Source organism: Rickettsia sp. Oklahoma-10 (genome assembly GCF_039954865.1).
GTDB lineage: Bacteria > Pseudomonadota > Alphaproteobacteria > Rickettsiales > Rickettsiaceae > Rickettsia > Rickettsia oklahomensis.
In genome coordinates this window covers 1,124,445-1,150,927 of record NZ_CP157197.1, presented here as the reverse complement: position 1 = coordinate 1,150,927, position 26,483 = coordinate 1,124,445, and the positions used below count along the sequence as shown (strand labels likewise).

Below are 26,483 nucleotides of genomic sequence, written 5' to 3'. Positions count from 1 at the left end.
AATTTTTACACCAGACCTAGCTTTTTAAGCTTAAAATATTTTACCCAAATATCTATTAATAATTTGGTAATGATAATCGCTGAAAACATTGAGGATATGATCCCAATAGTTAATGTAACGGCAAAACCTTTTATTGCCCCTACTCCAAATATATAAAGTAAAGAGGCAACGATTAGAGTAGTTAGGTTAGAATCAAGAATAGTAGCAAACGCAGATTCAAAACCGGTTCTAATAGCATAAAGATTAGAAACACCTTTATTTAGTTCCTCCTTAATTCTTTCATAAATTAATACATTAGCATCAACAGCCATACCCATAGTTAGTATTATTCCTGCAATTCCAGGTAGAGTTAAAGTAGCTTGGAACAGTGACAGTAAAGCTAGAATATATAATAGTGCAAGGCTTAAGGCAATATTGGCAAATAAACCAAGTACACCGTAAGACCAAATCATAAATATACATACTGCTATAAATCCTATAAGTCCTGCTTTTTTACCCGACTCTATAGAATCAGCCCCTAAATTTGGCCCTATATTTCTTTCTTCAATAATGTTAAGCGGGGCAGGGAGAGAGCCGGCTCGCAATAATAGTGCAAGCTCATTTGCCGATTCGACAGTAAAATTTCCTGTTATTATGCCGCTTCCGCCCATAATTGCCCCATTTATCGTTGGGGCACTTAGTAACTTATTGTCTAAAACTATAGCAAGGCGTTTACCAGTATTATTTTTAGTTATTTCACCGAATATTTTACTACCTAAATTGTTAAAAGAAAAACTAACTACTGCTTGTGAGTTTTGATCAAAAGAAGCTGAAGCTGTGATCAGTTGATCCCCACCTAAAACAACTTTTTTCTTGATAACTACATAATACTCTCCATGATTTTCGCTATCTCCTTTAACTAGCATTGAACCTACAGGAACATGTCCTTTTACTGCTTCTTCAATATTAGCATTTTCATCAACTAAATGAAAGGTTAGCTTAGCAGTTTTGCCTAATATGTTTTTTAGATAAGAAGGATTTTCTTCACCAGGAACTTGCAGTAATATATGCTTATTGCCTTGTTTTTGTATTGTTGGCTCTTTAGTACCGGTACTATCAACTCTCATGCGAACTATCTCAATAGATTGGTCTACTACCTTGCTAAGTAAATCATTTAATCTATAATCACTGTAGTTAAGCTTTATTTTATTTTCATTAACTTCAACTATAATTTCGGAATCGATTTTATGAATTATTTTCTTTAACTGCTTTAATTCTGCCAATGTTCTTAATTCTAATTGAATGTTATTTTTGTTAACTAACAGATTTTTATAGCCGATTTTATCCTCACGCAAATTTTTACGTAAAGTGTCGGCAAGATTCTCCATTGAATCATTTAAGTAGGTATCAAAATCAACATCGAGTAATAAGTGGGCCCCACCTCTAAGATCAAGCCCTAGATTTATTGAAGCATGAGGCAGAAACTGATAGTTTACCTGCATGAAATTAGGTAAGACACAAATAACCGCAAAAACCGTACATATAATTGAAAGAAAAATTTTCCACTTAGGAAGATTTTGCACCGCTGACCTTCCTATCTTTTTTATTATTTTTGTTGTTTCCTTTTTTAACCTGTGCTGTCTTAGAGTGGCTGGTGATATCGATAATAGCACTTTTTAAAACTTTAATATGTACATCCTTAGCAATTTCAATCTCAATATTAGGATCATTTTCACTCACTTTAGACACAATGCCGTAAATGCCGCTACTTGTTAGAACTTCTTCACCGTGTTTAACTTTACTTACCAATTTCTCTCTTTCTTTACGACGTTTTTCTTGTGGACGTAATAGTAAGAAATAAAAGACAGCACAAATTAAAATCATTGGTATTAAGCTCATTAACCCCGATTGTAGAGAATTTGTTTCTATAGGCACTACATCTGTTTCCTGTATTTCTATAGTGTCGTTATTATTTGCCTGATTATCTTGCATACTTACTGACATATATAATTTCCGAATTGTTGCAATAAAATAAAAATAGCTATCTAATACTTTTTATGCAAGGGTAAAATACAAATATAAAGTTAATCAAAGGTAATACATTGTGTATTTAAAAGTAGTTTATCTAATATAAACTACTGAAAAATGATAAGTTGCTATTTTTATGACAGTTGTAATTACTAGAATTTCTAAAGAGCTAGACATTATACTTTCTAATCTTTGTTAAGAAAATTGATAGACCAAAATGATATATTATTATACGTTAAACAATAGAAAGTGATATAGAAGAAAAAGTAGAAGCAGTAATTTTATGAGAAGATTTTAAGAAAAAATATGGCTTAGAAAATTGAATTTATAATACATCCATAGCTTGATTGATATTGCTGCATAGCTCCAAAAATTATAATAAGCTTACCGATGCCATTCCTGCGGAAGCAGGAATCTAGAAAAAATAACTTTAATATAAAATAACATATTTGGTAAAATAAATAAAAATTTTTTTTATATGCTTTTTAGATTCCCGTTTTCGTGGGAATGTGAAAGGTAACTGGAGCGGGTGAAGGGATTCGAACCCTCGACTTCGACCTTGGCAAGGTAGCGCTCTACCCCTGAGCTACACCCGCTTAAATAAAATAAAGGCGTTTTAATATAAAAAGTTTAAGGGGTAAAATTCATTACATTAAAACGCCTTAGTGCTTTTTAATCTAAGCGAATCTAAATAATAAGTAATTATAAGACAAATTGCAAGTATTAAATTAGAAATTTTGGCATTGCTAAATACTTTTATTACGAGCATTTGTTCAGAACTTGACAATCCATAAGAATACTAATAGTATTCATTATTTCTCTTTGCTTTGTTCAAATTTTCAATTTTTCTTAGCAATAACGATATCAACCTTTTTGAGGCAATGACCTAAGATCTAGTGTTTCTGCTTTTATAAAACAGTGTAGTTCTTTATTAATTTAAACTAATTTGTAAAGAAAATATGTTAAGTGACTCAAAAGGGGTAAAGAGGTTTAGCCCGTAATTAAAAAGAAGCTGTATGGTTACTATCAATAGGTACACTTCTTGAATACTTTGATCTCATGTGTACATATGGTGGGGCTTCTTAGCACTCTATTGTTTCCTGAAGCCGATGCATGCTGCTTCTCTATGATTCTGCTATTTCATATTGTCCCACATGTGTATTAAGCTATCAGTGCTTTAATATGCGGTTAGAGATGCTATAGGTTGTAAGGTAACAGTCATTATTACAACTTTTTTAATGTCACTTTATTGTCTTAATAATGGCTAATTTAAAAACTTATACTGTAATTGGTTGTAGTAACTGCGTGTTGGATGACCGTTCAGGAGATATATTCTATGGGGAGACATTTAGGTTGTCGCACTTTATCTAACCCCAATGACAACAATTCCTCAACGTTATTGGGGTGGTGGCTTTGCTTATTGTTATAACTTTAGGTTGCAACCGTAGTAGTATTGGCAGTAGGAACACTTGTTAATTCTTTTTGATTTGATTAGCTTATTGTATTTTGGCTTGGAGCAGCTATTGCTATAGTTAGTGCTAATAATAATCAGAATATGCAGATAGATCATGACATATCTTATGAGTATAATAATACCGACTTAAAATCGGTATACAAGTTGTGGTATATATAAATGTCTTGGAGTTATATATACTGCTTGCTATAATATGTATATATTTTTATTTGTAAAACACTAAATTTACACTAAAAAAATATGCGCAAGGCTTAAGAAAGTTAGGAAACCTAAAGCATCGGTTATGGTTGTTAGAAATACACCGGAGCCTGCAGCGGGGTCTATATCAAAGTAATGTAGTATTATAGGAATAGCAGAGCCGAATAATCCGGCGATTAAGAAATTTAAAATAACTGCAATAGCAAAAATTACACTAAGATTTAAGTCAAGTAACATTATAAAGCTAAGTCCTGCGCCAATAATTGCAAGTACAAAACCATTAAAAGCTGATACGGCTATTTCTTTTAATATAACTTTATTGACATTATTATAATGGATATCCTTATTAGCAAGGGCTCTAACAGTAACGGTCATGGCTTGTGTTCCGGCATTACCGCCCATCGAGGCTACAATAGGCATAGTGGCTGCAAGTGTTACAAGTTTTGCAATAGTGTCATTAAAATGGTTAATGATAAGTGAGGTCATGCAGGCAGTGATTAGATTAACAAAGAGCCAGGGAAAACGATGTTTTACAGTATAAAATACATTGAAGAAAGTATCCTGAGTATGCACCCCGCTTAATGATAATATATCTTTTCCAGCTTGCTCTTCAATAATATAAATTATATTATCGATTGATACGCTACCTACTAATTTACCGCTTTTATTTACTACTGGTACAATAGTTAAAGCATATTGTCTAAAAATAAAGCTTAGTTCATTTAAGTCGGTAAAAGGATCTGCAAGCTTAAAATCTTTGCTCATCAAATCTTTTATTAATTCATTTTTTTTGCCTTTAATTAGTGTGCTGAGAGAAATAATACCGATAGGACGTAATTTATTATTAGTGACGATAGCAGCATAAAAGTCGTTCTTTACGTTCTTGATAAAATTTAATGATTCCTCTACCGTCCAGTTTTCTTGAAGATTAATAAAATCTCGCTCAATTACTCTACCTACCGTATTTTCGGGGTATGTACAACCTACAGTAATTTGGTGTTGTTTTTCTTTAGTAAGGTTACTTAGGATAAGATCTTTTATATCATTGTCTAGATCAATTACTACTTCAATAGCATCTTCTATAACTAGCTTATTGATTAATTCTGCAGATTTTTTTATGCCTAAAGTTTCTATTATTAGAGGCTTACTATAAGCGTTTAACGATACTAACGTTTCAGGCTTAATTTTATCCTGTAATAAAGGAATAATTATTTTATATGTTTTATTGTTAAGATTATCTAAGAAATCTGCTAAATCGGCATAATGAAGTTCGGCCAGTCTACTTGCCGCAGCATCATAATTATGATCTTCGAGCAGATCATTAATTTGATCAAAAATCTCAGCAAATTGATCATGATGATCAGGTAAAATGCTTTTAAATATATTGAAATTAGGCATAACCTATTTACCTAATAGTTTAGTATAGACTTAGTTAATTATAATTATTTAAAACTGATTTAGTTAGGTTTGACGCAAGGTGGTGTACAATTTGCTAATCAATATAAATCACAGAGTACAAATAAGCAATAGATTTTTTATTCAGCAAAAGAGTTATATTGGATAATATTGACAAATCTAATATCATATCTTTATTCATGTACTTTTATTAATATATTATGGTGCAATTTATGAATAATAAGGAAGAATTATTGATTGCTGTGATTGAAGATAAGAATTTAGAAGCAGTTCAAAAGTTATTGCGATCAGGTGTTAATCCTAATATCTTATATGAACCTTGTATTTATTCTGCTATAAGAAATAAAAATTTTAGGTATAGTGAGAGCGTTATTAGCCTATGAGACTCAGCAGGATGCACTGGACGTAGAATCAATATAATTGTGCCATAAAACAGGACATTTGGTAAAATAACAGAAAGTTAGGAATAAACATAAAATCTGAAATGCCAAAACAGAAAATTTGAGCGCAATGATCTTAGACAAAGATAAAGAGACAACTATAGTAGAGAGGCAATTTAACCGTGTAAAAACCAGTGAAATGGTGCGGTCGAGAAGACTTGAACTTCCAATCTTTTCAGAACAGCACCCTCAATGCTGCGCGTCTACCAATTTCGCCACGACCGCTTAAGTTTTAATCTATAGCAGATTATAAGTATAATATCAATAGAGTTGTTGTACTCTCAACCCACGGTTTGATCGTGGGATCCAGAAAAAACATAAAATAAAGACTGGACCCTATAGTAAAACCGCGGGGTGACATTAAGGATTATTGGCTTTGGGAAAATTATGACGTGATCACGATAAATTCAACATAAAATTAGGTATAATCGATTGTTTGATAGCAGATTTCGTTAAACTCTCCAGTTTTTCATCAATATTATCAAAATTAATATGATATTTCCTAGAATTCCCGGTTAATACTAGGGCAGAGTCTATACCAAGGCGATTTGCTGCAAGTATATCAGTGTAAAAAGTATCCCCAATCATTAAAATACGATTCTTAGGGGTATTAAGACATTCTTTAAAAATTTTGCTATATATTTCCTTGTACGGCTTGCCGCTATAAATTATTTTTCCACCAAGTTGTTTTATTTTTTTAGCATAATAGCCACTACAATATCTATAAACACCGTGTTGATTGATTCCAAGATCAGGATTAGCGCAAATATTGACCATTTTACGTTCTACAACAATTTTAAATAATTCATCGAACTCGTTTAAGTCTAAATTTTCGTTTTCATCCCTATAAATAGTCATTAAGAAAATATTAGCTTTTTCTATATCATTGGTAATAGGATATTGAATTTCGTTTAATATATCATTTTCTAAATGTCCTAAATGATATATTACAGGTTTTTTTATGCCGAACCGCTCTTTACTTTCTAGGATCATTTGCACTGCTATTGCACCTGAGCTAATGATCATTTCTGGTTCTGCATTTAATCCCCAGGATTTAATTGTTTGATGCAGTAAAAAAATATTTTGTGGGGCATTAGTGACAAAATATACATTTTTTCGTTTAATAAGTTTATTAATATTTTGTACAACATTTTGATATGTATGCTCTCCCTCAATTATTACGCCCCAAAGATCAAATAAAAACACATCATAATCATCAATTACATCGAAAAGATTTTTTAACTTTAATATATTCATGTTATCTCACTAATTTTTAATTAAGAAACTTTACTATTTTAATAAGTTACGTTATAGTAATTCTCATTGTTTCTAGCAACAAATAATAGAGCCAAATATAAAAAGATTATGTCGGGAATTGAAGAAAAATTTAACAAATTATCATACGGTGCTGATTCTATAAAGGTTTTAAAAGGTCTTGAAGCCGTAAGAAAAAGACCTGGAATGTATATCGGGGACGTTGGTGATGGATCGGGTTTACATCATATGATTTATGAAGTAGTTGACAACGCTATTGACGAGTCACTTGCTGGTTATTGCGATTTAGTCCAGGTAGTATTAAATAAAAATGGTTCAGTAACCGTGTCCGATAACGGGCGAGGTATACCAGTCGAAATTCATGAAGAGGAAGGCATATCGGCAGCTGAAGTTATTATGACGCAGCTTCATGCCGGCGGTAAGTTTGATCAGAACTCCTATAAAGTTTCAGGCGGTCTGCACGGTGTTGGTGTATCGGTGGTAAATGCTCTTTCTGAGTGGCTTGAGTTGCGTATATGGCGTAATAATAAGGAGTATTTAATTAGGTTTAATAATGGTACAACGGAAGCTCCGCTTGCGATTGTCAAAGAAAATATTGATAAAAAAGGTACAGAAGTTACTTTTTTCCCGTCTGTCGCAACATTTACTAATATAGAATTTGATTTCAGCACTATAGAGCACCGTCTTCGTGAACTTGCTTTTTTAAATTCAGGCGTAAAAATTTTATTAGTAGATAATCGCTTTGAAGAAGCTAAGAAAGCAGAGTTTTATTATACAGGTGGTATAGAAGCTTATGTGAAATATATAGATAGAGCGAAGCACGCTATCCACCCATGTATAATAGTTAATGTAGATAATGCTGAGTCTGGTATAAAACTTGAGTTTGCAATGCACTGGAATGATTCATATTATGAAAATATTTTATGTTTTACTAATAATATTAGGCAGCGTGATGGTGGAACCCACCTTAGTGCTTTTAAATCAGCTATAACACGTGTTATTACTGCTTATCTTGATACTACGGGTCTTAATAAAAAAGTTAAATATGACTTTAATGGTGAAGATACTAGGGAAGGGCTATGTTGTGTGCTTTCTGTTAAAGTTCCCGATCCTAAATTCTCGTCTCAGACAAAAGACAAACTAGTTAGTGCTGAGGTAAGACCTATTGTTGAGAATGTCGTTTATACAAAGGTGCTTGAATGGTTTGAAGAGCATCCGGCAGAAGCAAAGGCAATTATAGCTAAGATTATGGAAGCGGCGAATGCTCGTGAAGCTGCTAGAAAAGCAAGGGAGTTAACGAGAAGAAAATCAGTTTTAGATGTCTCGAACTTACCCGGTAAACTTGCAGATTGCCATGCAAAAGATCCTGCAATTTCAGAATTGTTTATAGTAGAGGGTGATTCGGCGGGTGGTACTGCAAAGCAGGGTAGGGACAGTAAGATTCAGGCTATATTACCTCTGCGTGGTAAAATTTTAAATGTTGAGCGAGCAAGGTTTGATAAAATGCTTGGTTCTGATCAAATCGGTACATTAATTACGGCTCTTGGAACTGGTGTTGATAACCAAGAATTTTCTCTTGAAAAGCTTAGATACCATAAAGTTATTATTATGACTGATGCCGATGTTGACGGCGCGCATATTAGAACTTTATTGCTCACATTTTTCTATCGTCATATGCCGGAGCTAATAAATAAAGGTTATCTATATATAGCCCAACCCCCGCTTTATAAGGTAAAAAAAGGAGCAGCCGAGCTTTATTTAAAGAATGAGCAAGTTTTGCAAGATTATTTGATAAAATCAACTATCAATGATGCAACATTAATTCTAGATGGTCAAGAGCAGTTAGTAGATGATAATTTAGAAGACCTAATTAGTAAAGTAGTTAAGTTTAACAAGTTGCTTGATCATGCTAGCAAAAAATTTAATCGTTCAATTACAGAAATTCTTGCGATTCATAAATTACTTAATAACAAAATATTTGAGGCTGAAGGTGATTTAATGCTTAAAAAAGCTTTAGATGTTTTAAATAGCTTAGAAGAGTCACCTGATAAAACTAATTGGGGAGTTTTAAAACATGACAATAAAATAGAGTTTTTCCGTTTTAGCAGAGGTTTAAAAGAGAGTAAAATATTGTTGAAAGAGCAGTTGGAATCATTTGAGTTTGTACAAATATCACAGCTTGCTTTAACGATTTTTGATATATTTGATAAGCAATTAAAGCTTATAGTGAAAAGTCAGGAATTCGATATTTTAATACCGAGTCAGTTGTTAAATACCATTATAGAATGTGGGAAAAAAACTATAAATATTCAGCGTTTTAAAGGTCTTGGTGAGATGAATTCTGATCAGCTATGGGACACTACTCTTAATCCTGAAAAAAGAACTTTGCTTCAGGTAAGAGTTGCAGAAGTTGATGAAGCAGAGGGAATTTTCTCTACTTTAATGGGTGACGTTGTTGAACCTCGCAGATTATTTATCCAAGCGAATGCTTTGAATGTCGTGAATTTAGATGTGTAGCCTTTGTAATTCTTGCAATGAGCTTGCGCGTGTCGATCAATTATTCCATTGTCATCCTGCAACTTGATAGCTGGATTCAATCTTTATTAATTTTTTTTCTGGATGCCGTGTTCAAGTTACGGTATGACAACCAAGCGTATTGTCCAGTCCACATAACAATAATTCTAGTTAAGAATAATCTAAACATTTTTATAAAAAATTTATGCAGAAATTAATTATTCACGGAGGTAAACCTCTCAGAGGTAGTATTAATGTTAGCGGTGCTAAAAATGCTGTGCTACCTATTATGGCAGCATCTATTCTTACCGATAAACTGCATATTACTAATGTCCCAAAATTAACAGATGTTAGTACTATGAAAGATTTGCTAAGAAGTCACGGAGCAGATATTGAAATAATAGAACACCAAGATGAATGTGAGCTTATAATTAATACTGACAATATAAATAACTTTACTGCAGATTATGAAATAGTGCGTAAAATGAGAGCGTCGATTTGGGTACTTGGTCCTTTGCTTACCAAATACGGTAAAGCAAAAGTATCGCTTCCAGGCGGTTGTGCTATCGGGGCAAGGCAAGTAGATATGCATATTGCAGTATTAAAAGCTATGGGGGCCATAATTGAAATAGAAGGTGGTTATATTAACGCTTCGAGTAAAGGACCTTTAAAAGGCACACATTTTGTTTTTGATAAAGTTTCAGTTGGTGCTACGATTAATGCAATACTTGCAGCTGTTTTAGCAGAAGGTGAAACAATGCTTTTTAATTGTGGCCGAGAGCCGGAAATAGTTGATTTATGTAATTGTCTTATTAAAATTGGCGCTGATATTATAGGTGTCGGTACTAGTGAAATAACAATTAAAGGTAAAAATTCTTTAAATAAAGCACGCTATAAAGTACTGTCTGATCGTATTGAAGCCGGTACGTATATGTTTGCGGCAGCTATTACTAAAGGTAATGTGAAAATTTGTGGCATTGATTATCGTATTATAGAAAATATAGCTTTAAAACTTATTGAAACAGGTATAAAAGTTGTGCCTATAGATAATGGTGTGCAGGTAATTTATGCAGGAAAGTTAAGTTCAGTTGATTTAGAAACTAATCCATATCCTGGATTTGCTACAGATTTACAAGCTCAATTTATGAGTCTGATGACGCTTAGCAGCGGTGTTTCAATGATCACTGAGAATATTTTTGAAAACCGTTTTATGCATGTTCCTGAATTATGTAGAATGGGAGCAGATATAGTAGTACGAGGTAATAAGGCTATAGTTCGAGGTGTAAAAATGTTAAAAGGAGCAGAAGTTATGGCAAGTGACCTTAGAGCTTCCGTATCACTAATTTTAGCAGGTCTTAGTACTAATAGCAAAACGGTATTACACCGAATATATCACTTAGATCGTGGATTCCAAGATTTAGAAAAAAAATTAAGTAATTGCGGTGCGGATATAAAAAGGGTATAACGTACTCGATGCACTTTCAAAATTTGTGTTTTCGTTCTACAAGAGCTACGGTACTCACGTATTTAAGTATATGCTCTGTTCCTCTTGCCTTGTGGACTTTTAGCTCTTTTTGTAGTGGATCTGCGCGTATACTCATTACCTATTTATTTTGTAGTATAATATTTTAAACGGAGCAGAATTATGGCAAGAATTACGACAGAAGATTGTAATAAAATTATATCAGATAGGTTTCGGCTTGTTGTCCTAGCAACAAGATATGCTAAATTATTAAATTATAAAGTAGACACTAGTCAAAGCAAAAAAGAAAAGCGTGATAAGCCCCCTGTTATCGCATTACGTAGAATTGCTGCCGGAAAAGTATCGATAGCTCAGTTAGAACAAGACTTAATAAATAGTCTGTGTACAAGAACTATGGTAGAGCCGCTTGTTAATCAAGATGACTTGGAAAATGTAGAAGAAAAATTTGAGTATTTACCTGAAGTTTATATCGGTGAAGATTATTCTGATTTAGATGATCAAATCTTTATTGATGAGAACGGTGAATATTATGAAACAGATAAGTAAATGTTTATCGGTATCGGTACTGATATAGTACACATTCCTAGAATAGAAAAAATATTACATTTATATCCGGAACTTTTTGCTAAAAAAATTCTAACTTTAAAGGAATTAAAACAGTTTGATTTATTGGGTAAATCAAACAACCGTGCTGCTTTTTTAGCAAAGCGTTTTGCTGCTAAAGAAGCTGTTAGTAAAGCCTTTGGAGTCGGTATAGGTCAAGGTATAAATTTTCAAGATATTACTATAATAAATGATGATTTAGGCAAGCCTATAGCAGAAGTTAGTTCAGACTATACAAAAAAATATTCTTCTTTTAATATTCACCTTTCTCTTTCTGATGATTATCCTGTATGTGTAGCATTTGCTGTGGTTGAGGGTTTGTAGTAAAGCGGGTATTGTGTGTGAATCAGGAAATTTGTTTGGTGTCATTCCGTAGCTTGACCACGGGATCCGAAAAACAATTTAAAGCACTAATGATTTTAGTATTTTTAGTTGGGTCCCGCAATCAGGTTCGCTAGGATGTTACTTAATATTCCAGTAGTTGCTGGAATTAAAGATGTGTTTTGATCCGATCTATGTAGATCCAGCTCCACCAGGAATGATATTAAATATAATTACTCTTTGGCTTTGCCATCTGCTTTAGGTAACATAATTTTTAAATCGGCTTTAGCTTCTAAATCAGAAATATATTTCTTTAGTATTGCTGTCGCTAATATATTATCAATAGTTACTTTTGCTTCTTCTTTTGTTGGGATAGGAACAGGTTTTTTCTCAAGTACTTTGATAATATGCCAGCCAAAATCGGTTTTTACAGGAGTTGAAATTTCATTTACTTTTAAAGCAAAAGCTTTCTTTTCAAATTCTGGTACTAACTGTCCAGGTTGATTTAGTATAATGTCACCAATAACGCCACCATTTGAAGCTGAAGCTTTATCAAGAGATGACTCTTCTGCAAGCTTAGTAAAATTTCCACCTTTGCTTAATTTAGTTTTTATTTCATTTGCTTCTTTTTGGGATTTCACTAAAATATGAGCAACTTTTATTTGTTCTTTACCTTTAAGATTGTCAACATATTTATTATACTCGTCATCGAACATCTGATCCGTAATGTGAGATTTTATATAATTTGCTAGTAATTCTTGTTGAGCTAATTGATTTTTGGCATTTTCAAGTTTTTCTTGGAATTCTTTAGAGGATGTAATGTTTGACTTAGCAACCTCTTCTTTTAATAAAATATTATTAACATAAATTTTTATTAATTTTTCCTGATCTTGTGGTGAAAAATCATTGAAACTTTTGATTGTTTCGCCTGATTGAATATTAAGCTGTGGTTTAAATTCTTTCATGATTTGCGATTCTTTTACTTCACCGCCTTTATAGGTAGCAACTACCTTATCTTTATCGGCAAAAGCAATGCCGGAAAGCATGCTAACTGATAAAAATATAACAGATAATTTTTTCATTTATGACTCGTAATTGTGTTAAACATAAGCTTAAATTTTATAAAAATAATATATAACCGTCAATAACTATTTGAGAATATTTTATTTATTAATAATAATTTACAAATTTTTTTAGTAAACAAATACTTTTCAATCAAAAATTATTCATTTAAATAAAATTATAACATTTGATAATTTTATAAAATATGCCTATATTTTAAGTACTAAAATACTAAAAATATCAAAGGACTTTAATGCTTTCTATATTAACAAAATTTTTTGGTACTGCAAATGATCGTACTGTAAAAAAACTATTTTCCGAGATTACAAAGATTAACTCGCTTGAACCTGTTATACAAAAATTGTCAGATGAGGAGTTAAAGCATAAAACTGTAGAGTTTAAAGAAAAGCTTAAAAATGGAGCAACTTTAGACGATATAGTATATGAGGCATTTGCAGTAGTGAGGGAAGCAGCTAGAAGAGTTTGTGGTATGCGTCATTTCGACGTTCAGCTTATAGGGGGGCTTATATTACATCGAGGCATGATTGCCGAAATGCGTACCGGTGAGGGTAAAACATTAGTTGCAACGCTTCCTGCATATTTAAATGCTTTGACCGGAAAAGGAGTACATATTGTGACAGTTAATGATTATTTAGTACGTCGTGATTCTGCATCTATGGGTAAAATTTATCACTTTTTAGGTTTATCGGTTGGATGTATTGTTGCCGGTATGCCTGATGAGATAAAACGAGCTGCCTATAATGCTGATATTACCCATGCAACAAATAATGAACTTGGCTTTGATTATTTAAGAGATAATATGAAGTATAGCATACAAGAGCGAGTACTTCGTCCTTTTAATTTTGCTATTATTGATGAAGTTGATTCGATCTTGATAGATGAAGCTAGAACGCCACTCGTTATATCAGGTCCGGTTAATGATAATTCAGAATTATATGGTAAAATTGATAAAATTATAAGAAAGCTTAATGCAAGTGATTTTGAAAAAGATGAAAAATTAAAAACTATCAACTTAACGGAACCGGGTATTACACATATAGAATCGCTTTTAAGTAAAGAAAATATTATAAAGTCTGGTTCCAGTTTATATGATTTTGAGAATTTAACTTTAGTGCATTATGTTAACCAAGCCTTAAGAGCTCATAATATGTTTGACGTCGATGTAGATTATTTAGTAAGAGATGGTAAAGTAATGATTATAGATGAGTTTACCGGTCGTGTAATGGAGGGACGTAGATATTCGGAAGGGTTACATCAAGCATTAGAAGCAAAAGAAAATGTGAAAATTCAAAATGAAAACCAAACTCTTGCATCCATTACTTTTCAAAACTATTTCCGTAATTATCCTAAATTATCAGGTATGACCGGTACGGCTATGACCGAAGCACCTGAACTAAAAGACATATATAATCTTGATGTAGTTGCAGTGCCAACCCATAACAAAGTAACAAGGATTGATCTTGATGATGAGATTTACGGTAGTAAAAAAGAAAAATATGATGCTATCTTAAAACTGATTAAAGATTGTTATGATCGTGGTCAGCCTATACTTGTTGGTACGATAAGCATAGAAAAATCAGAAGAACTTTCAAGCATTTTAAATAAAGAAAAAATCCCTCATAAAGTATTAAATGCTAAATTTCATGAGCAGGAAGCTTTTATTATTGCTCAAGCAGGTAGGTTTAGGGCAGTAACGATTGCAACTAATATGGCAGGACGCGGTACTGATATTATGCTTGGCGGTAACCCTGAAATGTTAATAGAGCAGCTGGATAAAGATCATAGTTATGAAGCTAAAATAGCTGAAATAAAAGCTCAAATTGCTGAAGAAAAGAAGCAGGTTATTGAAGCGGGTGGGTTATTTGTAATAGGTACGGAAAGACATGAAAGCCGTAGGATAGATAATCAGCTAAGAGGAAGATCAGGGAGACAGGGTGATCCAGGCAAAACTAAGTTTTTTTTATCGCTTGATGATGATTTAATGCGTATTTTTGCTTCAGAACGTATATCAGGGGTTCTTAGAACACTTGGATTAAAAGACGGAGAGGCTATTCATCATCCGATGATTAGTCGTTCACTTGAGAAAGCTCAGCAAAAGGTCGAAGGCCATAATTACGAGATACGTAAAAATTTATTACGTTTTGATGATGTAATGAATGACCAACGTAAAATAATATATGAGCAACGTACCGAAATTATCAAATCTAAAGATAGTTATGGTTTCTTAAATAGTACTACTGAAGAGCTCGCCAAAAAAATAGTGCTAACTTTTATGCCACCAGGATCTTACAGAGAAGATTGGGATATAGACAATTTAAGTCTAGAATTACATCGTGTCTTTTCTATAAAATTTGATCATAATTTAGTAAATAAAAATGATGTAACGGAAGAAGAAATGACCAAATCTGTTATACAAGTTGCACATGATATATATAAGTCAAAAGAAGAAGCTTACAGTAGCGAGTTAATGCATAATGCTGTAAAATATATTTTACTAACTACTCTTGATCAAGTTTGGAAAGATCATTTATATAGCTTAGATCATTTAAGACAAGGTATATCTCTTAGAGCTTATGCACAAAAAGATCCTCTTAGCGAGTATAAAAGAGAAGCATTTAATTTATTTGAGCAGATGCTTAATAATTTAAAAGAATTATTTATTCAAACAGTATATCACTTCCATATTGACTTAAAACATATTCAAAAGGAAGATGTTTTGCTTGATCGTAAAAAACTCCAAAAAAATATGCAGGAAAGTCGGGAAGATCCAGCATTTAGTAAATATAATGCAGGAAGTAGCATTGAGACAGATCTTAAACCTATTGTATCACGCATTGACCCAAAAGATAGAAATCCTGAAGATCCTACCAGTTGGGGTAGGGTATCCCGTAATGAGCTATGCCCATGCGGTTCAGGTAAGAAATATAAATATTGTCATGGTGCAAATGAATAGATGAAACCGCTTTACCCAAATGTTCTTGTAATAATTAGTACTAGACTTAAGTTTAAGTGCAGCAAATTCTAGATATTGCACAAGATATAGTCGTTTATATACTTCTTAAGATATTCAAGATGATGCAATATATAAGCTGTTATTTATATCATATGGTGGCGCTGATATCATCATCAGTGTAAAAGTAGAATTTAGAGGAGTGGGGTTTTAATATATAATGAAAAAATGGTATCAAAATAGCAGAATTTAAAATAACATTAGTCGGTGAAAAAGTAATAACATAGCAATAATAATTTTTGATGTAATATATATTTAACACGGTAGTTATTGACAAATTTAGGAAAAAGTGTTATAATCCACACAAGTTTAAGAAAAAGTTAAGGGTATATGTCTAAAGCTAAAGCAAAAACTGCCTCCAAAAATAACCCGACTTCTAGGGAACAAGCTAAAGAATATTTTCATAACGGTCAGAAAATCAAGCCAGTAAAGCTTATTGCTGCTCAAAATTCTTTTCTAGCTGCCGAATATGAATCTTCCGGAGATTTAGTAATAGGAAGTAACGGTCAACCATTACCTTGGGGACTAGTTAAAAATTTATCTTAATATTTTCATTTCCTAAATCTCACTAACAAATAATTGGGGATGTAGCTCAGGGGTAGAGCATCTGCTTTGCACGCAGAGGGTCAAGGGTTCGATTCCCTTCATCTCCACCAAGTATCTTTAGGCTTCTCAGCTATCCTAATTTTTTTAAAATCCATATGCTGCAAATAAAATAATTTTTTAATTAAGTAAGTTTTTATTTATAGCTAAATATTTTACCATTAATTTTGAATTATAAATAAACATAATATTTGGATAAGTATTTTTATTATCTTGTTTTATGAAAGCTAGATTGGTGTCTTTCCAATTTTTAACCTATATAATCTATCATAAAATAAGGATATGACTGATCAAATGAATAGTGCTACTTGTGATATTTTTCTTGGTGTGATGGATTCAACAAATTTTATAAAGATACTATTAGTAATATTATGATTTACATATGTAAAGAATTATAAAAACATAGTCTTTTATAGGCAATTGCTAGCACAAATCGTCTATTTGAGAAAAAGGGAAAGTTAAAGTAAAGATACAACAGGTACATAATTGAATATATATGGTTATCGAATAAAATTAAAACAAGCATATCAAATTTATGAAAATTATGGTTTGAACAATTTTGATAAAGAAGATTTAGAAGATGCTATATTTTTTGTACAGATGATAAGTTAAAAGAACTTTTTCTATTACTGCAAGAAATTAAAAATATTTTTATAAATGTGCCTAATGATTTGGATTTTGAACAGCTTTAATAGTATTTAGCTACGCAATCAGTTTTATTTCTTATTGAATAAAAATCTAATGTCTATAGCCTCTAATGCTAATAAATTATCTGAAGTTTCTTTACAAGAACTACAGAATGAAAAGCGTTAATAACCTCAAAGAGATAGTGGAAAAGCATTATAAAGAAAAACCGGATAAAAAATATATTAGTCAAATAATAAAATTGTTTGATAAGTGTGTTATTATCGATTATATTACGAAGACTGCAGTGTTTAACATTTTTGACAATGAAATGTTTGAAAAATTTATTAAAAGAACAGATATCATGGTCGTAGATATGGCTTAATCAAATACAAGATTCTATTAAGGATTATATCAATATCGCGATCCTGTCTTTATCAAAAATTATCTACCCTTATAAATAACACAAATAATTATGATAACATTTACAGAATATGCAGCTTTATAGAGTTTAAAAAATAAGATCTAAATTTAAAAATGATGTGCCGATTGAATTAGGCAACAATAAAACAATAACAGCTTTTTATAGCAAATTATTTCACTTCTTACAGGATCAAATATATTAAAATCAGTATGAAACGAATGTGAAAATTGCTCTTGATACTTATAAGATCATTAAGAAAAAAATGATTATTCATTGGACAAACAATACTATAAATAAGCATTTTTTGATATTTACTTAATGATTATGTGTAAAAAAGAAATTGGGGATTAATTTTAATACTGAAAATTTAAGTGATGTTGTGAAAAGTTTAATTGATTCAAAAAAGCATTAAGTTAAATGATTTAGTTTAAATAACGTAAATAGTGAATTACTTTTGTAATTTGCTATTGATTATTAAGTAATGAAGATAATATACAAACAATGTATAATTTTCTTTACAATAACGTAGAATTTTTAAGCTATCAAGATTTATATAATATCTATAGCCGGGTTATTGTAATAATTTCCTAATATTTCTAAAGTGCTTTTATAGTAAGTAATTATCAGTGTTGCCGTACTGGCTCATAATTCTGTTCTTATAGATAAACTGTTGCATTTTGTTTTAATAAATTATTATCTAGAGTGTCTAGTGCATAAGAAAGCGTATAAGAAATGATAGGTTAATTTAGGGCTTTTTATATTGTTTGTTGAATGTAACTTAATGTTATTTATTTGTACAGTCTACAATATGGATATGAAAATTAATAATGTTTTAAAATCAGCTTGGCTTGATACTCCGATTGGTTCCATCCTAGCAATTAGCAATGAAGAGAGACTTTATTTGCTCGATTTTGCTGAAAGTAAAGGAGTAGAGAATAAAGTTAAGAGACTTAAGATTAAAACAAAATCAGTTATTATTGAAGGTCGCACTAAACCGCTTTCATCAATCGAAGAGGAGCTTAAATCGTATTTTACCGGTACTTTAAAAAAATTTGATACGCCTATATATATTTTAGGAAGCGAGTTTCAAAAATTAGTATGGCAAGAGCTAATGAATATACCTTATGGTGAAACAAGAAGTTACTTTGCTCAAGCTAAAGTAATGGGTAGGGAAAGATCTTATAGAGCCGTTGCAAATGCTAATGGTGCAAATAAATTCGCTATAATTATTCCGTGTCACCGCATCATCAACAATAACGGTGAGCTTGGTGGTTACGGTTCAGGGCCAGATCGTAAAAAATGGCTTATTGAGCATGAGAGAAAATTTACAACAAATTGGGAATATTTTGCTTAGCTTAGATACTATTTCTTTAGAATGTAGAACGCTATTCTTCAAAACTAGGGAAGGAGATTATGGAGAGCATGATCGGGTTATTGGAGTTATCGTGCCAACTTTACATAAGGTAGCTAAAAGTTATTATTTAGCAATTAGATAATTTAAGTCGGCTTATTACTTCAGAATTTAATGAAGAAAGATTTTGAGCATTAGTTATTTTATGCAATATAAAACACGTAAATAATTAGAATTTAGAGATGCTTTAGTCCATCATATAATCAGAGCTTATTTATAGGGTAAAGAAAAGGGTTACCGTTTTACATTAACAAAAATCGAAAATTCTTTAGGAAATACGCATAGCTATGTTGTTACTTAGTATTTTATCAATAATAATGAATTAGATACGACTTTTGCAATAGCAAAATTACTCTTAAACAATAAACATGATTTAATGCGTAAAGCAGTAGGTTGGTTGGATGTTAAGTGAAACAGGAAAAACAGACGAAAAACAATTAATAAATTTTTTAGATCATTATACTATAGAGAGGTTACCGCAAGAAGTGTACAAAAAATATCTTTTAAAAAACTAGATTTATATTTAATTTATGCTAATATTTTATTTTAATTTATCTAAGGTATTATGATGCTAAAAACATTGTTAATTAGTTTTATAACTTTAATTTGTCTGGTAAGCTATGCTGATAACCAAACAGTTCAAAATCCTAATTCTACAAATTCTTCTTATGAGTCCATTAACCTATTACCTGCAGCGGTAGCTGTTAACTTTATACAGCCTTGGGCAAGACCTACTGCAGCAAATGTACAAGGTAAGGTTAGCAATTCTGCTATGTATTTTACATTAGTAAATAGTAGAAGTAGTAGTTATAATTTAGTGAATATATCTGCAGATATCGCAAATAAAATAGAACTGCATCAAACAATTACTGATGAGAGTGGTGTTAGTAAGATGGTAAAAGTAGATTATCCGTTTTTAATTTCTGGTGATATTAACGTTGATTTTAAGCCTGGTGGTATGCATATTATGCTTTATGATTTAAAAGGACCTTTAAATGTAGGAAGCAGTTTTAAAATAACTTTTTTCTTTGATGATAATACACGAAAAACAGTGGATGTTAAAGTAGCAAATGACAATCCGTATAATACAGTGAGGAATTAGCAACATTATTACATGGATCAACAAATAATTTAATGTCATTCCTGTGTAGTCGGGCATGACATAGGATACCCTATATATGACCTCAGATGCTACCGGAAGTGAGTTAATTAAATCTAGACTTGTAGATGCTCCTGAATGTCCAGGGGTTTACCGAATGTATGACGTTAACAAGCAAGTTATCTATGTCGGTAAAGCTAAAAATTTAAAAAAGCGTCTTACTAATTATATTAAACTAGATTTAGATAATAAGACGCTTCAGATGATTGCAAATACTCGTTTTGTAGAATATAGCATCACTAATTCCGAAGTTGAGGCACTGCTTTTAGAAGCGCAGCTAATCAAAAAATTTCAGCCAAAATTTAATATTCTTCTTAAGGACGACAAGTCTTTTCCTTTTATCAAGTTACGTTTAGATCATGATTTTCCACAATTGCTAAAATATCGGGGTAGAATTCTAAGTGATGGCAAGTTTTTTGGTCCTTTTGCTTCGCCTACGGCGGTTAATACTACTTTGACCGAACTACAAAAAATTTTTAAATTACGTTCCTGCACAGATAATTACTTTAATTCACGTACTCGTCCTTGCTTACAATATGAAATAAAACGTTGTTATGCTCCTTGTGTCGGTAAGATAAATAAAAAAGATTATGCAGAGCTAGTAATACAGGTGCAAGCTTTCTTACAAGGTTGTACTAAGGAACTCCAACAGAACCTATCTCAAAAGATGGAAGAGCTAAGTAGTCAGATGTGTTTTGAGGAGGCAGCAGAAATTAGAGATCGTATTAAAGCACTTAGTTATGTGCAGCTTAAAGCAGGTATCTCAGATATTGTTAAAGATGCAGATATAATCGCTATTGTAGAAAAGAACGGACATTATTGCGTAGAAGTGTTTTTATATAGGGCAGGGCAGGCATGTGGTAATATTCCTTATTTTCCTACTTCCACAGAAAATAGCACTAAAGAGGAAGTGCTAAAATATTTTTTATTGCAATTTTATCAAAAACAACAATTACCATCGGAGATTATTATTAATAATGAGGTTGATGATAAAGAGGATGTTATAGCAGCAATTAAGAAAATCAATAATATTACTAAACTCAATATTATAATGCCTATTAGTGGAGGTAAAGCCAAGCTAGTTCAAAATGCCACAACAAATGCTTTGTTTTCTATTGAGCAATATTTGAAGAAATTTACAAAAAATCAAGAGATTATGCTTGAAATTAAAGAATTATTTGATCTTTCTGAGATTCCTGAAAGAATAGAAATTTACGATAATAGTCATATTCAAGGTAAGTTTGCTGTCGGAGTTATGGTTGTTGCCAGTAAGTCAGGTTTTGATAAAAAGGAATATCGGGTTTTCTCATTGTCATCCCGCAACTTGATCGCGGGATCGAGTACATTGATACACAATCTGGATTCCGTGGTCAAGCCATGGGATGACACCAACGGTATATACAATGTTGTGGTGGGTGATGATTATGAGATGTTAAGACAAGTTCTAACAAGGAGGCTTACAAGATTAAATCAAGAGTCATATAAATTGCCAAGCTTAATGATTATAGACGGTGGTAGGGGACATTTAGGCGTTGTTAAAGAGGTAATGGATAAATTTAAAATAAATATTCCTTTTGTTTGTATGTCAAAAGGTTCTGATAGAAATGCTGGTCTTGAGCAATTCCATATGATAGGTAAGGAAGTATTTACTTTGGATAAGAATTTGTCAGTTATGAAATATTTGCAAATCTTACGAGATGAAGCTCATAGTTTTGCTATAAGGAATCATAGACTAGGTAGATCGCGTGCCATCAAATTATCAAGTCTTGATGACATAGAGGGTATAGGTGAGGCTCGTAAAAAATCATTGCTGCATTACTTCGGTTCATACAAAGCAGTGTGCGATGCAACTATAGATGAGCTTGTTAAAGTCAATGGAATTAGTAAATCACTTGCTGAGCTGATTTTTAGAACATTGCATAAGTTTAACTAATCAAGATTTAATCTTACATACACTATTATAAATTATTAGAATATTTGTCAGTTAAGTGTTGCTGTTAAACATAATACTTAAAAGATAGTATCTCATTATTTCTTTTCAAGAGCCAGCTTTTTACTGTTCTCAAAAGTTTGCATATGAGTCTTACTATATTTCCAGAATGTAGTCTCATATAATTATAATTAAATAATCACTCATTTAGATCTTTTTATAGCAATTCAAGAGAAGAATAGATCTTCTGTCTCGTGCCCATGTCAAAAAAATACATTCTTCATAGTTTTATGAAATCTTTCACCAATACCATTTGTTTGAGGAGAATATACTTTGGTTATAGTTCTCTATTCCTTCTATACCAAAAAAATAGTTCAAATGCATGATGCTCTATATTTCCTTTGTATTTGCACCGATACCAGTTAAAATACGCAGTACAGGAATTTACTGTTGATCATAATAGTAAGTATCTTGAGAATTAAGATAATCTGGATGTTATATCTCCCATGTATCTCTTTATTATTCTTACGTTTCTCTAAAGTTTGTATCTGTGCTTCAGTTAGAATGATATTGAGCCATTTGAGTTATAAGCCTTAAATTGTTACATTTCTAAGCCATATTGATCTTACTCCTCCTGGTAATACTAATATTCCCTTCTTCTTTAACTCATTTGATACCCTTAATTAACTATAAGTTGAACAATCTATTGTTAGACCATACACTGCTTTCTCTATAGCAAGATCTACTCTATTAGCTATTATTGGTTTCTTGCAATTAATCTCATATGATGTGTCTTCTTCACCTGTTTCATATGGTTCTTTAAATCTATAATAGCTATCTCTAAAATATATCCCATGCTTTGCATGCTGATTATATACTACCAAGGCTCTTGGCCAATTCTAGTAACCCTAATTTTAGTTTTATTATTTTTTAATTTAGATTCATTTCATACTCCATTTTATATTTGTATATTTTTCAAATGCCATATTAAATCTCAATTACTTCAGATATAATCAAAGACTTACTCATCATATCCCCACATGCTAATTATTTTTTATCCTCTAATATTTTATAACTAATTGATCTTGTAAATTAATGCTTATAGAATGCTGGTTAACTAAATCATTACATAATTATTGTACTTTATATTAATTTAGCTGCAGTTAATTTAACTTTGTCAGCTAATGCTTTTTTATTATATATCACAGAATTTCATGATTTAAAATTCTTCATGACTAATACATTTTGCTCATGGTTCTTTAATAGCTTTATTATTGATAACTAGGTACAGAATAAATAATCCAAGTGTCTTGTAATCCTTCTGAGTCCTTTTTTAATATAATTAATTATTACGCTTCCACTTATAAATAGGTTCAGGAGTTTCATTTGTCTCGTCAATAATAGTAAACATTTAGATCATGTTTTGCAACCTTGTGTAAAGAGCCATAATTTTATCCCTAAAAAAGTTGTAGCTTTAATATAAGTTATAAAATAAATATTTATAACTCATGATATTAGAAATGTTTATTAGTTGTATGGTTTTGAAAAACGTTTAAGGTCATTTCTTTAAAAGTGCGAATTCAAAAAAGTAAAGCAATTTAAACTTTTTAGTTTTAGAAACTATATAGTACTTATGCATTGTGGTTATTGGATTCCCACTTTTACAGAAATGGGCTATCACGCAATAGTTTTTTTACTGTAATTCCAATTAAGAAGAAGCATTTTCTTTTATTTCCGGTAATGTATTATGACCGATATTTTCTCTGTTGTTGGAGAAGAGGTTTTATGCAAAGATCTGTCTAGGGCATAAGGGGTTGTCCAAGGTAAATATCCAGTTTTAACATTGATAAATTGTATGGTATCTAAATCTTATAAAACCATTCTCTCTTTTAATGGGAATAGCTATGCACTTATTTTCTTCTTCGTTTTTAATGATACTATTGTGTCTAAACATAAGATCCTCATAATTTAATTATTAATCTTTTCTCACAATGAAGTTAGAATAATACTGCCCTAAAATAAATATTATCAGGCTAGTCATTGTTCCTACAAATACTCCTTTGAGGTTAAAATATTTTAGATATAGAGAATAATATTCCCATATTAAGAAAGTGGCTGCTCCACTAAGTGATGATAAGAACATTATTTTTTCAGATACTCTGATACCAAAAAGTGTTGTTATTAACGGTACTAATATTACAGGCCCCCAAAAACCGGTGAAGAACACTACTAAGTCAATTACATTATTAAATTTTAAGGCTACAATTATTGCAAGACTTCCTATTAGGATATTGATAATTCGGGCGATTAATAATAATTTATGCTGATTTTTTACTTTAAGTATAGGGTTAATTATGTCTTTAACAAGAGCTATAGAAGTAACATTTAAATCAGAATCGGCAGTAGACATAACAACAGCTAAGAGGCCGCTCATGACTATCCCTTGAATTAAAGGCGGGATGATTTGGTTGATTAAATAAGGTAATACTAAATTTGACTGTTGGGTTGGGTAAAGCTTATAAGCAATTAAACCGTTTAAAGTGATGCAAATTAAAAAGAATAAATATATAGCGGATTTTGCATATATTGCTTTAGTAGTTTGTATTGAATTTTTGTTAATTAAAGCTCTTTGGATAAATGTAGGGTATAGATTCATGACGCTAAAGTTTAAAGCTGCTGTAATCGTATAAGACAGTAAGTTGCTTTGATCAAAATTTGCATTTTGGAAGTTATTAATAAAATTTACAAAACCAATTTTATTTAAACTGATAAAAGTTATGGTCGGTATAGCGATTATCATCGCCAAAAATTGTAAAAAATTAGTGGAAACAATAGATTGAAAACCGCCAATTGTAGTATATATAAGTACTATACTATAGCTTAAAATTACCCCGTTCACATAATTTATTGCTAAGATATATTGAAAAATATAGCCGCTTACACTTATTTGAGCAGCCAAAAACCCTACTGAAACTATAACTGAACTAACTCCTCCGATAAAACGACCTATATTACCGTAATATGTACTTAGTATATCGCCGATACTTTCGGCTCCATAATGTTTGGCAATTAGAGGTACTACATAGATCGCAATTAATATATCTATCGGTATTGTAAGTATAAGAGCGTAAGCATAATATTCATGCCCTAAAAAAACCTTTTCCATAATGCCGAATGTGGTAGCACCTCCGACAGAACTTGCAAATATTGTAGCTATTAGTAATAGTTTATTATTTTGTACTGTGCTTTCAACATTTGCATAGTTCTTAAAACTACTATGTTTAGCTCGGTAATATATACCAATGAGTAGAATAGATATTAGGTATATGAATACGATAATATTATTTATAGGTATTTTAAGCATAAATTTAAGTTAAGTTTTTATATAGGTTATTATTTTTTAATATACTATTTTTTTCATAAATATCTTTATCAGGATTATATATATTATCTTGATATTCTATAAACTTATTTTCTTTTTTACTTAGTATATCCTATAAGCATATAAGTAGTAATCATTAGTTTGGTCTAAAGTTTTTTATTCTTTTTACAATATTCTTGTATTTTTAAAAATAGCTAATATGGCAAAAAGTACACAACAAATTGTTACTACTCCATCTTTAGTAAATGATAAAAATGTTAAGGAAGAATCAAATATAATAAATCCGGCACAGTATGTATGGTTAGTACTAAAGCCTATGAAGTAAAGTTTCTGAAAAATAATATAATCTTTGGTATTATTAGAGCCTATATTAAAAAGTTGGTATATTTGAATCTTTTATTATATTCCCGATAACATCGTATAGTGGTGCCGAAAATAGAAACCGAAAATTTTTAAAACTAAAATACAAAATTTATTTTGTATCTATCTTTTATTATGGAGTTAATTAGTATATTTATTTTCTTCCGGACATTTTCTCATTAATACTTGCCCAATTATAAAATTTATAATTTGTGTTATTGTCACATTCTTCAAAATCTATTAGGAGATTGGTAGTATTATCTTTTATAAATGCATGATAGTAGAGTATAGAAGTAATTTCCTAATGATCTAAGTAAAGTAGCTATACATTCAAATTGTGGTATAATTAACCTTTATTTATATTAAAAATAAGATATAACACAAATTAATAAATCAATACCTTTTTAAAGGTCTCATTAATCTTGATTATATTAAAATTGTAAAAATACTTAATTAATATTATTAAGCTTTAATCGTATGTCTGAATATTTAGATATGTGAGTATTACAAGTTAGTAAGGTTAAACCTCTATACTATTGCTTGGGCTATTAATAATCTATACAAATGGGTTTTTATGATATAACAGCAAGTTTGCAATATTAAGTGCTATGAGCTGTAGAAATCAGTAATTTTTTCAATGCATTAACCTTAATGGCTTTTTCTAGATTATTTGGAGCTTCTAGCTTTCCTAAAGATTTTTTAATATTAATCTCCCGTGTTTTTTGTTGATACTGCTTACAAAAATTATATTATAAGGATTAGCTAT

General features: G+C 31.1%; 21 protein-coding genes, 3 tRNA genes and 1 pseudogene. 16 read left to right on the top strand and 9 right to left on the bottom strand.

Features of this window, described 5'->3' with window-relative positions:
- Positions 1–5: 5 nt before the first annotated feature.
- The 4 genes from secD to mgtE all read right to left on the bottom strand — a co-directional run bounded on the left by secD (position 6) and on the right by mgtE (position 5,077).
- Positions 6–1,562, bottom strand: a complete 1,557-nt coding sequence (gene secD / locus AAGW17_RS05090) for a protein translocase subunit SecD (RefSeq protein WP_347938906.1) — start codon at positions 1,560–1,562, stop codon at positions 6–8.
- A complete protein-coding gene (yajC, locus tag AAGW17_RS05085) occupies positions 1,546–1,983 on the bottom strand; it encodes a preprotein translocase subunit YajC (RefSeq protein WP_347938905.1) in 438 nt (145 codons plus the stop codon). The genes secD and yajC overlap by 17 nt, the downstream gene beginning before the upstream one ends.
- 545 nt (positions 1,984–2,528) lie before the next feature.
- Positions 2,529–2,603 (bottom strand) — tRNA-Gly (locus AAGW17_RS05080).
- Between the two features lie 1,103 nt (positions 2,604–3,706).
- Positions 3,707–5,077 carry a magnesium transporter gene (gene mgtE, locus AAGW17_RS05075; RefSeq protein WP_347938904.1) on the bottom strand — a complete coding sequence of 457 codons (1,371 nt, stop codon included), beginning with the start codon at positions 5,075–5,077 and terminating at the stop codon, positions 3,707–3,709.
- A gap of 218 nt (positions 5,078–5,295) precedes the next feature.
- Here mgtE and AAGW17_RS05070 point away from each other — a divergent pair, with 218 nt between their 5' ends.
- Complete coding sequence (locus AAGW17_RS05070) at positions 5,296–5,478, top strand: hypothetical protein (protein ID WP_347939435.1); 183 nt, start codon at positions 5,296–5,298, stop codon at positions 5,476–5,478.
- A 197-nt stretch (positions 5,479–5,675) separates the two neighbouring features.
- On the opposite strand, the gene AAGW17_RS05065 is transcribed toward AAGW17_RS05070, so the two are convergent.
- Together AAGW17_RS05065 and AAGW17_RS05060 are read right to left on the bottom strand one after the other, a co-directional pair.
- A tRNA-Leu gene (locus AAGW17_RS05065) sits at positions 5,676–5,760 on the bottom strand.
- A 171-nt stretch (positions 5,761–5,931) separates the two neighbouring features.
- Positions 5,932–6,792 carry a TIGR01459 family HAD-type hydrolase gene (locus AAGW17_RS05060; protein ID WP_347938903.1) on the bottom strand — a complete coding sequence of 287 codons (861 nt, stop codon included), beginning with the start codon at positions 6,790–6,792 and terminating at the stop codon, positions 5,932–5,934.
- 108 nt (positions 6,793–6,900) lie between these two features.
- Here AAGW17_RS05060 and gyrB point away from each other — a divergent pair, with 108 nt between their 5' ends.
- From gyrB to acpS, 4 genes are all read left to right on the top strand, one after another.
- On the top strand, positions 6,901–9,327 hold the full coding sequence (gyrB, locus tag AAGW17_RS05055; protein WP_347938902.1) for a DNA topoisomerase (ATP-hydrolyzing) subunit B: 2,427 nt from the start codon (positions 6,901–6,903) through the stop codon (positions 9,325–9,327).
- 202 nt (positions 9,328–9,529) lie between these two features.
- Positions 9,530–10,789 carry a UDP-N-acetylglucosamine 1-carboxyvinyltransferase gene (gene murA, locus AAGW17_RS05050; RefSeq protein ID WP_347938901.1) on the top strand — a complete coding sequence of 420 codons (1,260 nt, stop codon included), beginning with the start codon at positions 9,530–9,532 and terminating at the stop codon, positions 10,787–10,789.
- Between the two features lie 180 nt (positions 10,790–10,969).
- The gene (rpoZ, locus tag AAGW17_RS05045) at positions 10,970–11,353 is read left to right on the top strand and encodes a DNA-directed RNA polymerase subunit omega (protein WP_347938900.1); all 384 of its coding nucleotides are present in this window, start codon (positions 10,970–10,972) and stop codon (positions 11,351–11,353) included.
- On the top strand, positions 11,354–11,734 hold the full coding sequence (gene acpS, locus AAGW17_RS05040) for a holo-ACP synthase (protein WP_347938899.1): 381 nt from the start codon (positions 11,354–11,356) through the stop codon (positions 11,732–11,734).
- A gap of 230 nt (positions 11,735–11,964) precedes the next feature.
- Here acpS and AAGW17_RS05035 read toward each other — a convergent pair whose 3' ends face one another.
- Entirely contained in the window at positions 11,965–12,813 is an 849-nt protein-coding gene (locus AAGW17_RS05035; protein ID WP_347938898.1) for a foldase protein PrsA, read from the bottom strand.
- Between the two features lie 233 nt (positions 12,814–13,046).
- On the opposite strand from AAGW17_RS05035, the gene secA reads away from it, so the two are divergent.
- The 10 genes from secA (at position 13,047) to uvrC (ending at position 21,978) form a co-directional block, all read left to right on the top strand.
- Positions 13,047–15,767, top strand: a complete 2,721-nt coding sequence (gene secA / locus AAGW17_RS05030) for a preprotein translocase subunit SecA (RefSeq protein ID WP_347938897.1) — start codon at positions 13,047–13,049, stop codon at positions 15,765–15,767.
- 387 nt (positions 15,768–16,154) lie between these two features.
- Positions 16,155–16,370, top strand: a complete 216-nt coding sequence (locus AAGW17_RS05025) for a hypothetical protein (protein WP_347938896.1) — start codon at positions 16,155–16,157, stop codon at positions 16,368–16,370.
- A 35-nt stretch (positions 16,371–16,405) separates the two neighbouring features.
- Positions 16,406–16,480 (top strand) — tRNA-Ala (locus tag AAGW17_RS05020).
- Positions 16,481–16,913: 433 nt separating this feature from the next.
- Positions 16,914–17,039 carry a hypothetical protein gene (locus tag AAGW17_RS05015; protein WP_347938895.1) on the top strand — a complete coding sequence of 42 codons (126 nt, stop codon included), beginning with the start codon at positions 16,914–16,916 and terminating at the stop codon, positions 17,037–17,039.
- 187 nt (positions 17,040–17,226) lie between these two features.
- The gene (locus AAGW17_RS05010; RefSeq protein WP_347938894.1) at positions 17,227–17,436 is read left to right on the top strand and encodes a hypothetical protein; all 210 of its coding nucleotides are present in this window, start codon (positions 17,227–17,229) and stop codon (positions 17,434–17,436) included.
- An 847-nt stretch (positions 17,437–18,283) separates the two neighbouring features.
- Positions 18,284–18,829: a methylated-DNA--[protein]-cysteine S-methyltransferase gene (locus AAGW17_RS05005; RefSeq protein ID WP_347938893.1), complete on the top strand. Its 546-nt coding sequence runs from the start codon at positions 18,284–18,286 to the stop codon at positions 18,827–18,829.
- Positions 18,789–18,971, top strand: coding sequence for a DNA alkylation repair protein (locus tag AAGW17_RS05000; RefSeq protein ID WP_347938892.1), 183 nt, complete (start codon positions 18,789–18,791; stop codon positions 18,969–18,971). The genes AAGW17_RS05005 and AAGW17_RS05000 overlap by 41 nt, the downstream gene beginning before the upstream one ends.
- 222 nt (positions 18,972–19,193) lie before the next feature.
- The gene (locus tag AAGW17_RS04995) at positions 19,194–19,298 is read left to right on the top strand and encodes a DNA alkylation repair protein (RefSeq protein ID WP_347939434.1); all 105 of its coding nucleotides are present in this window, start codon (positions 19,194–19,196) and stop codon (positions 19,296–19,298) included.
- Between the two features lie 156 nt (positions 19,299–19,454).
- Entirely contained in the window at positions 19,455–19,988 is a 534-nt protein-coding gene (locus AAGW17_RS04990) for a copper chaperone PCu(A)C (protein WP_347939433.1), read from the top strand.
- Between the two features lie 76 nt (positions 19,989–20,064).
- Positions 20,065–21,978, top strand: coding sequence for an excinuclease ABC subunit UvrC (uvrC, locus tag AAGW17_RS04985; protein ID WP_347938891.1), 1,914 nt, complete (start codon positions 20,065–20,067; stop codon positions 21,976–21,978).
- 104 nt (positions 21,979–22,082) lie between these two features.
- Here the strand turns inward: uvrC and AAGW17_RS04980 are convergent.
- Together AAGW17_RS04980 and AAGW17_RS04975 are read right to left on the bottom strand one after the other, a co-directional pair.
- Positions 22,083–22,902 (bottom strand): annotated as a pseudogene (locus AAGW17_RS04980) (integrase core domain-containing protein); the annotation flags it as partial.
- 1,048 nt (positions 22,903–23,950) lie between these two features.
- Positions 23,951–25,339, bottom strand: a complete 1,389-nt coding sequence (locus AAGW17_RS04975; RefSeq protein WP_347938890.1) for a sodium:solute symporter family protein — start codon at positions 25,337–25,339, stop codon at positions 23,951–23,953.
- A 217-nt stretch (positions 25,340–25,556) separates the two neighbouring features.
- On the opposite strand from AAGW17_RS04975, the gene AAGW17_RS04970 reads away from it, so the two are divergent.
- Positions 25,557–25,682 carry a hypothetical protein gene (locus AAGW17_RS04970; protein WP_347938889.1) on the top strand — a complete coding sequence of 42 codons (126 nt, stop codon included), beginning with the start codon at positions 25,557–25,559 and terminating at the stop codon, positions 25,680–25,682.
- Positions 25,683–26,483: the final 801 nt, after the last annotated feature.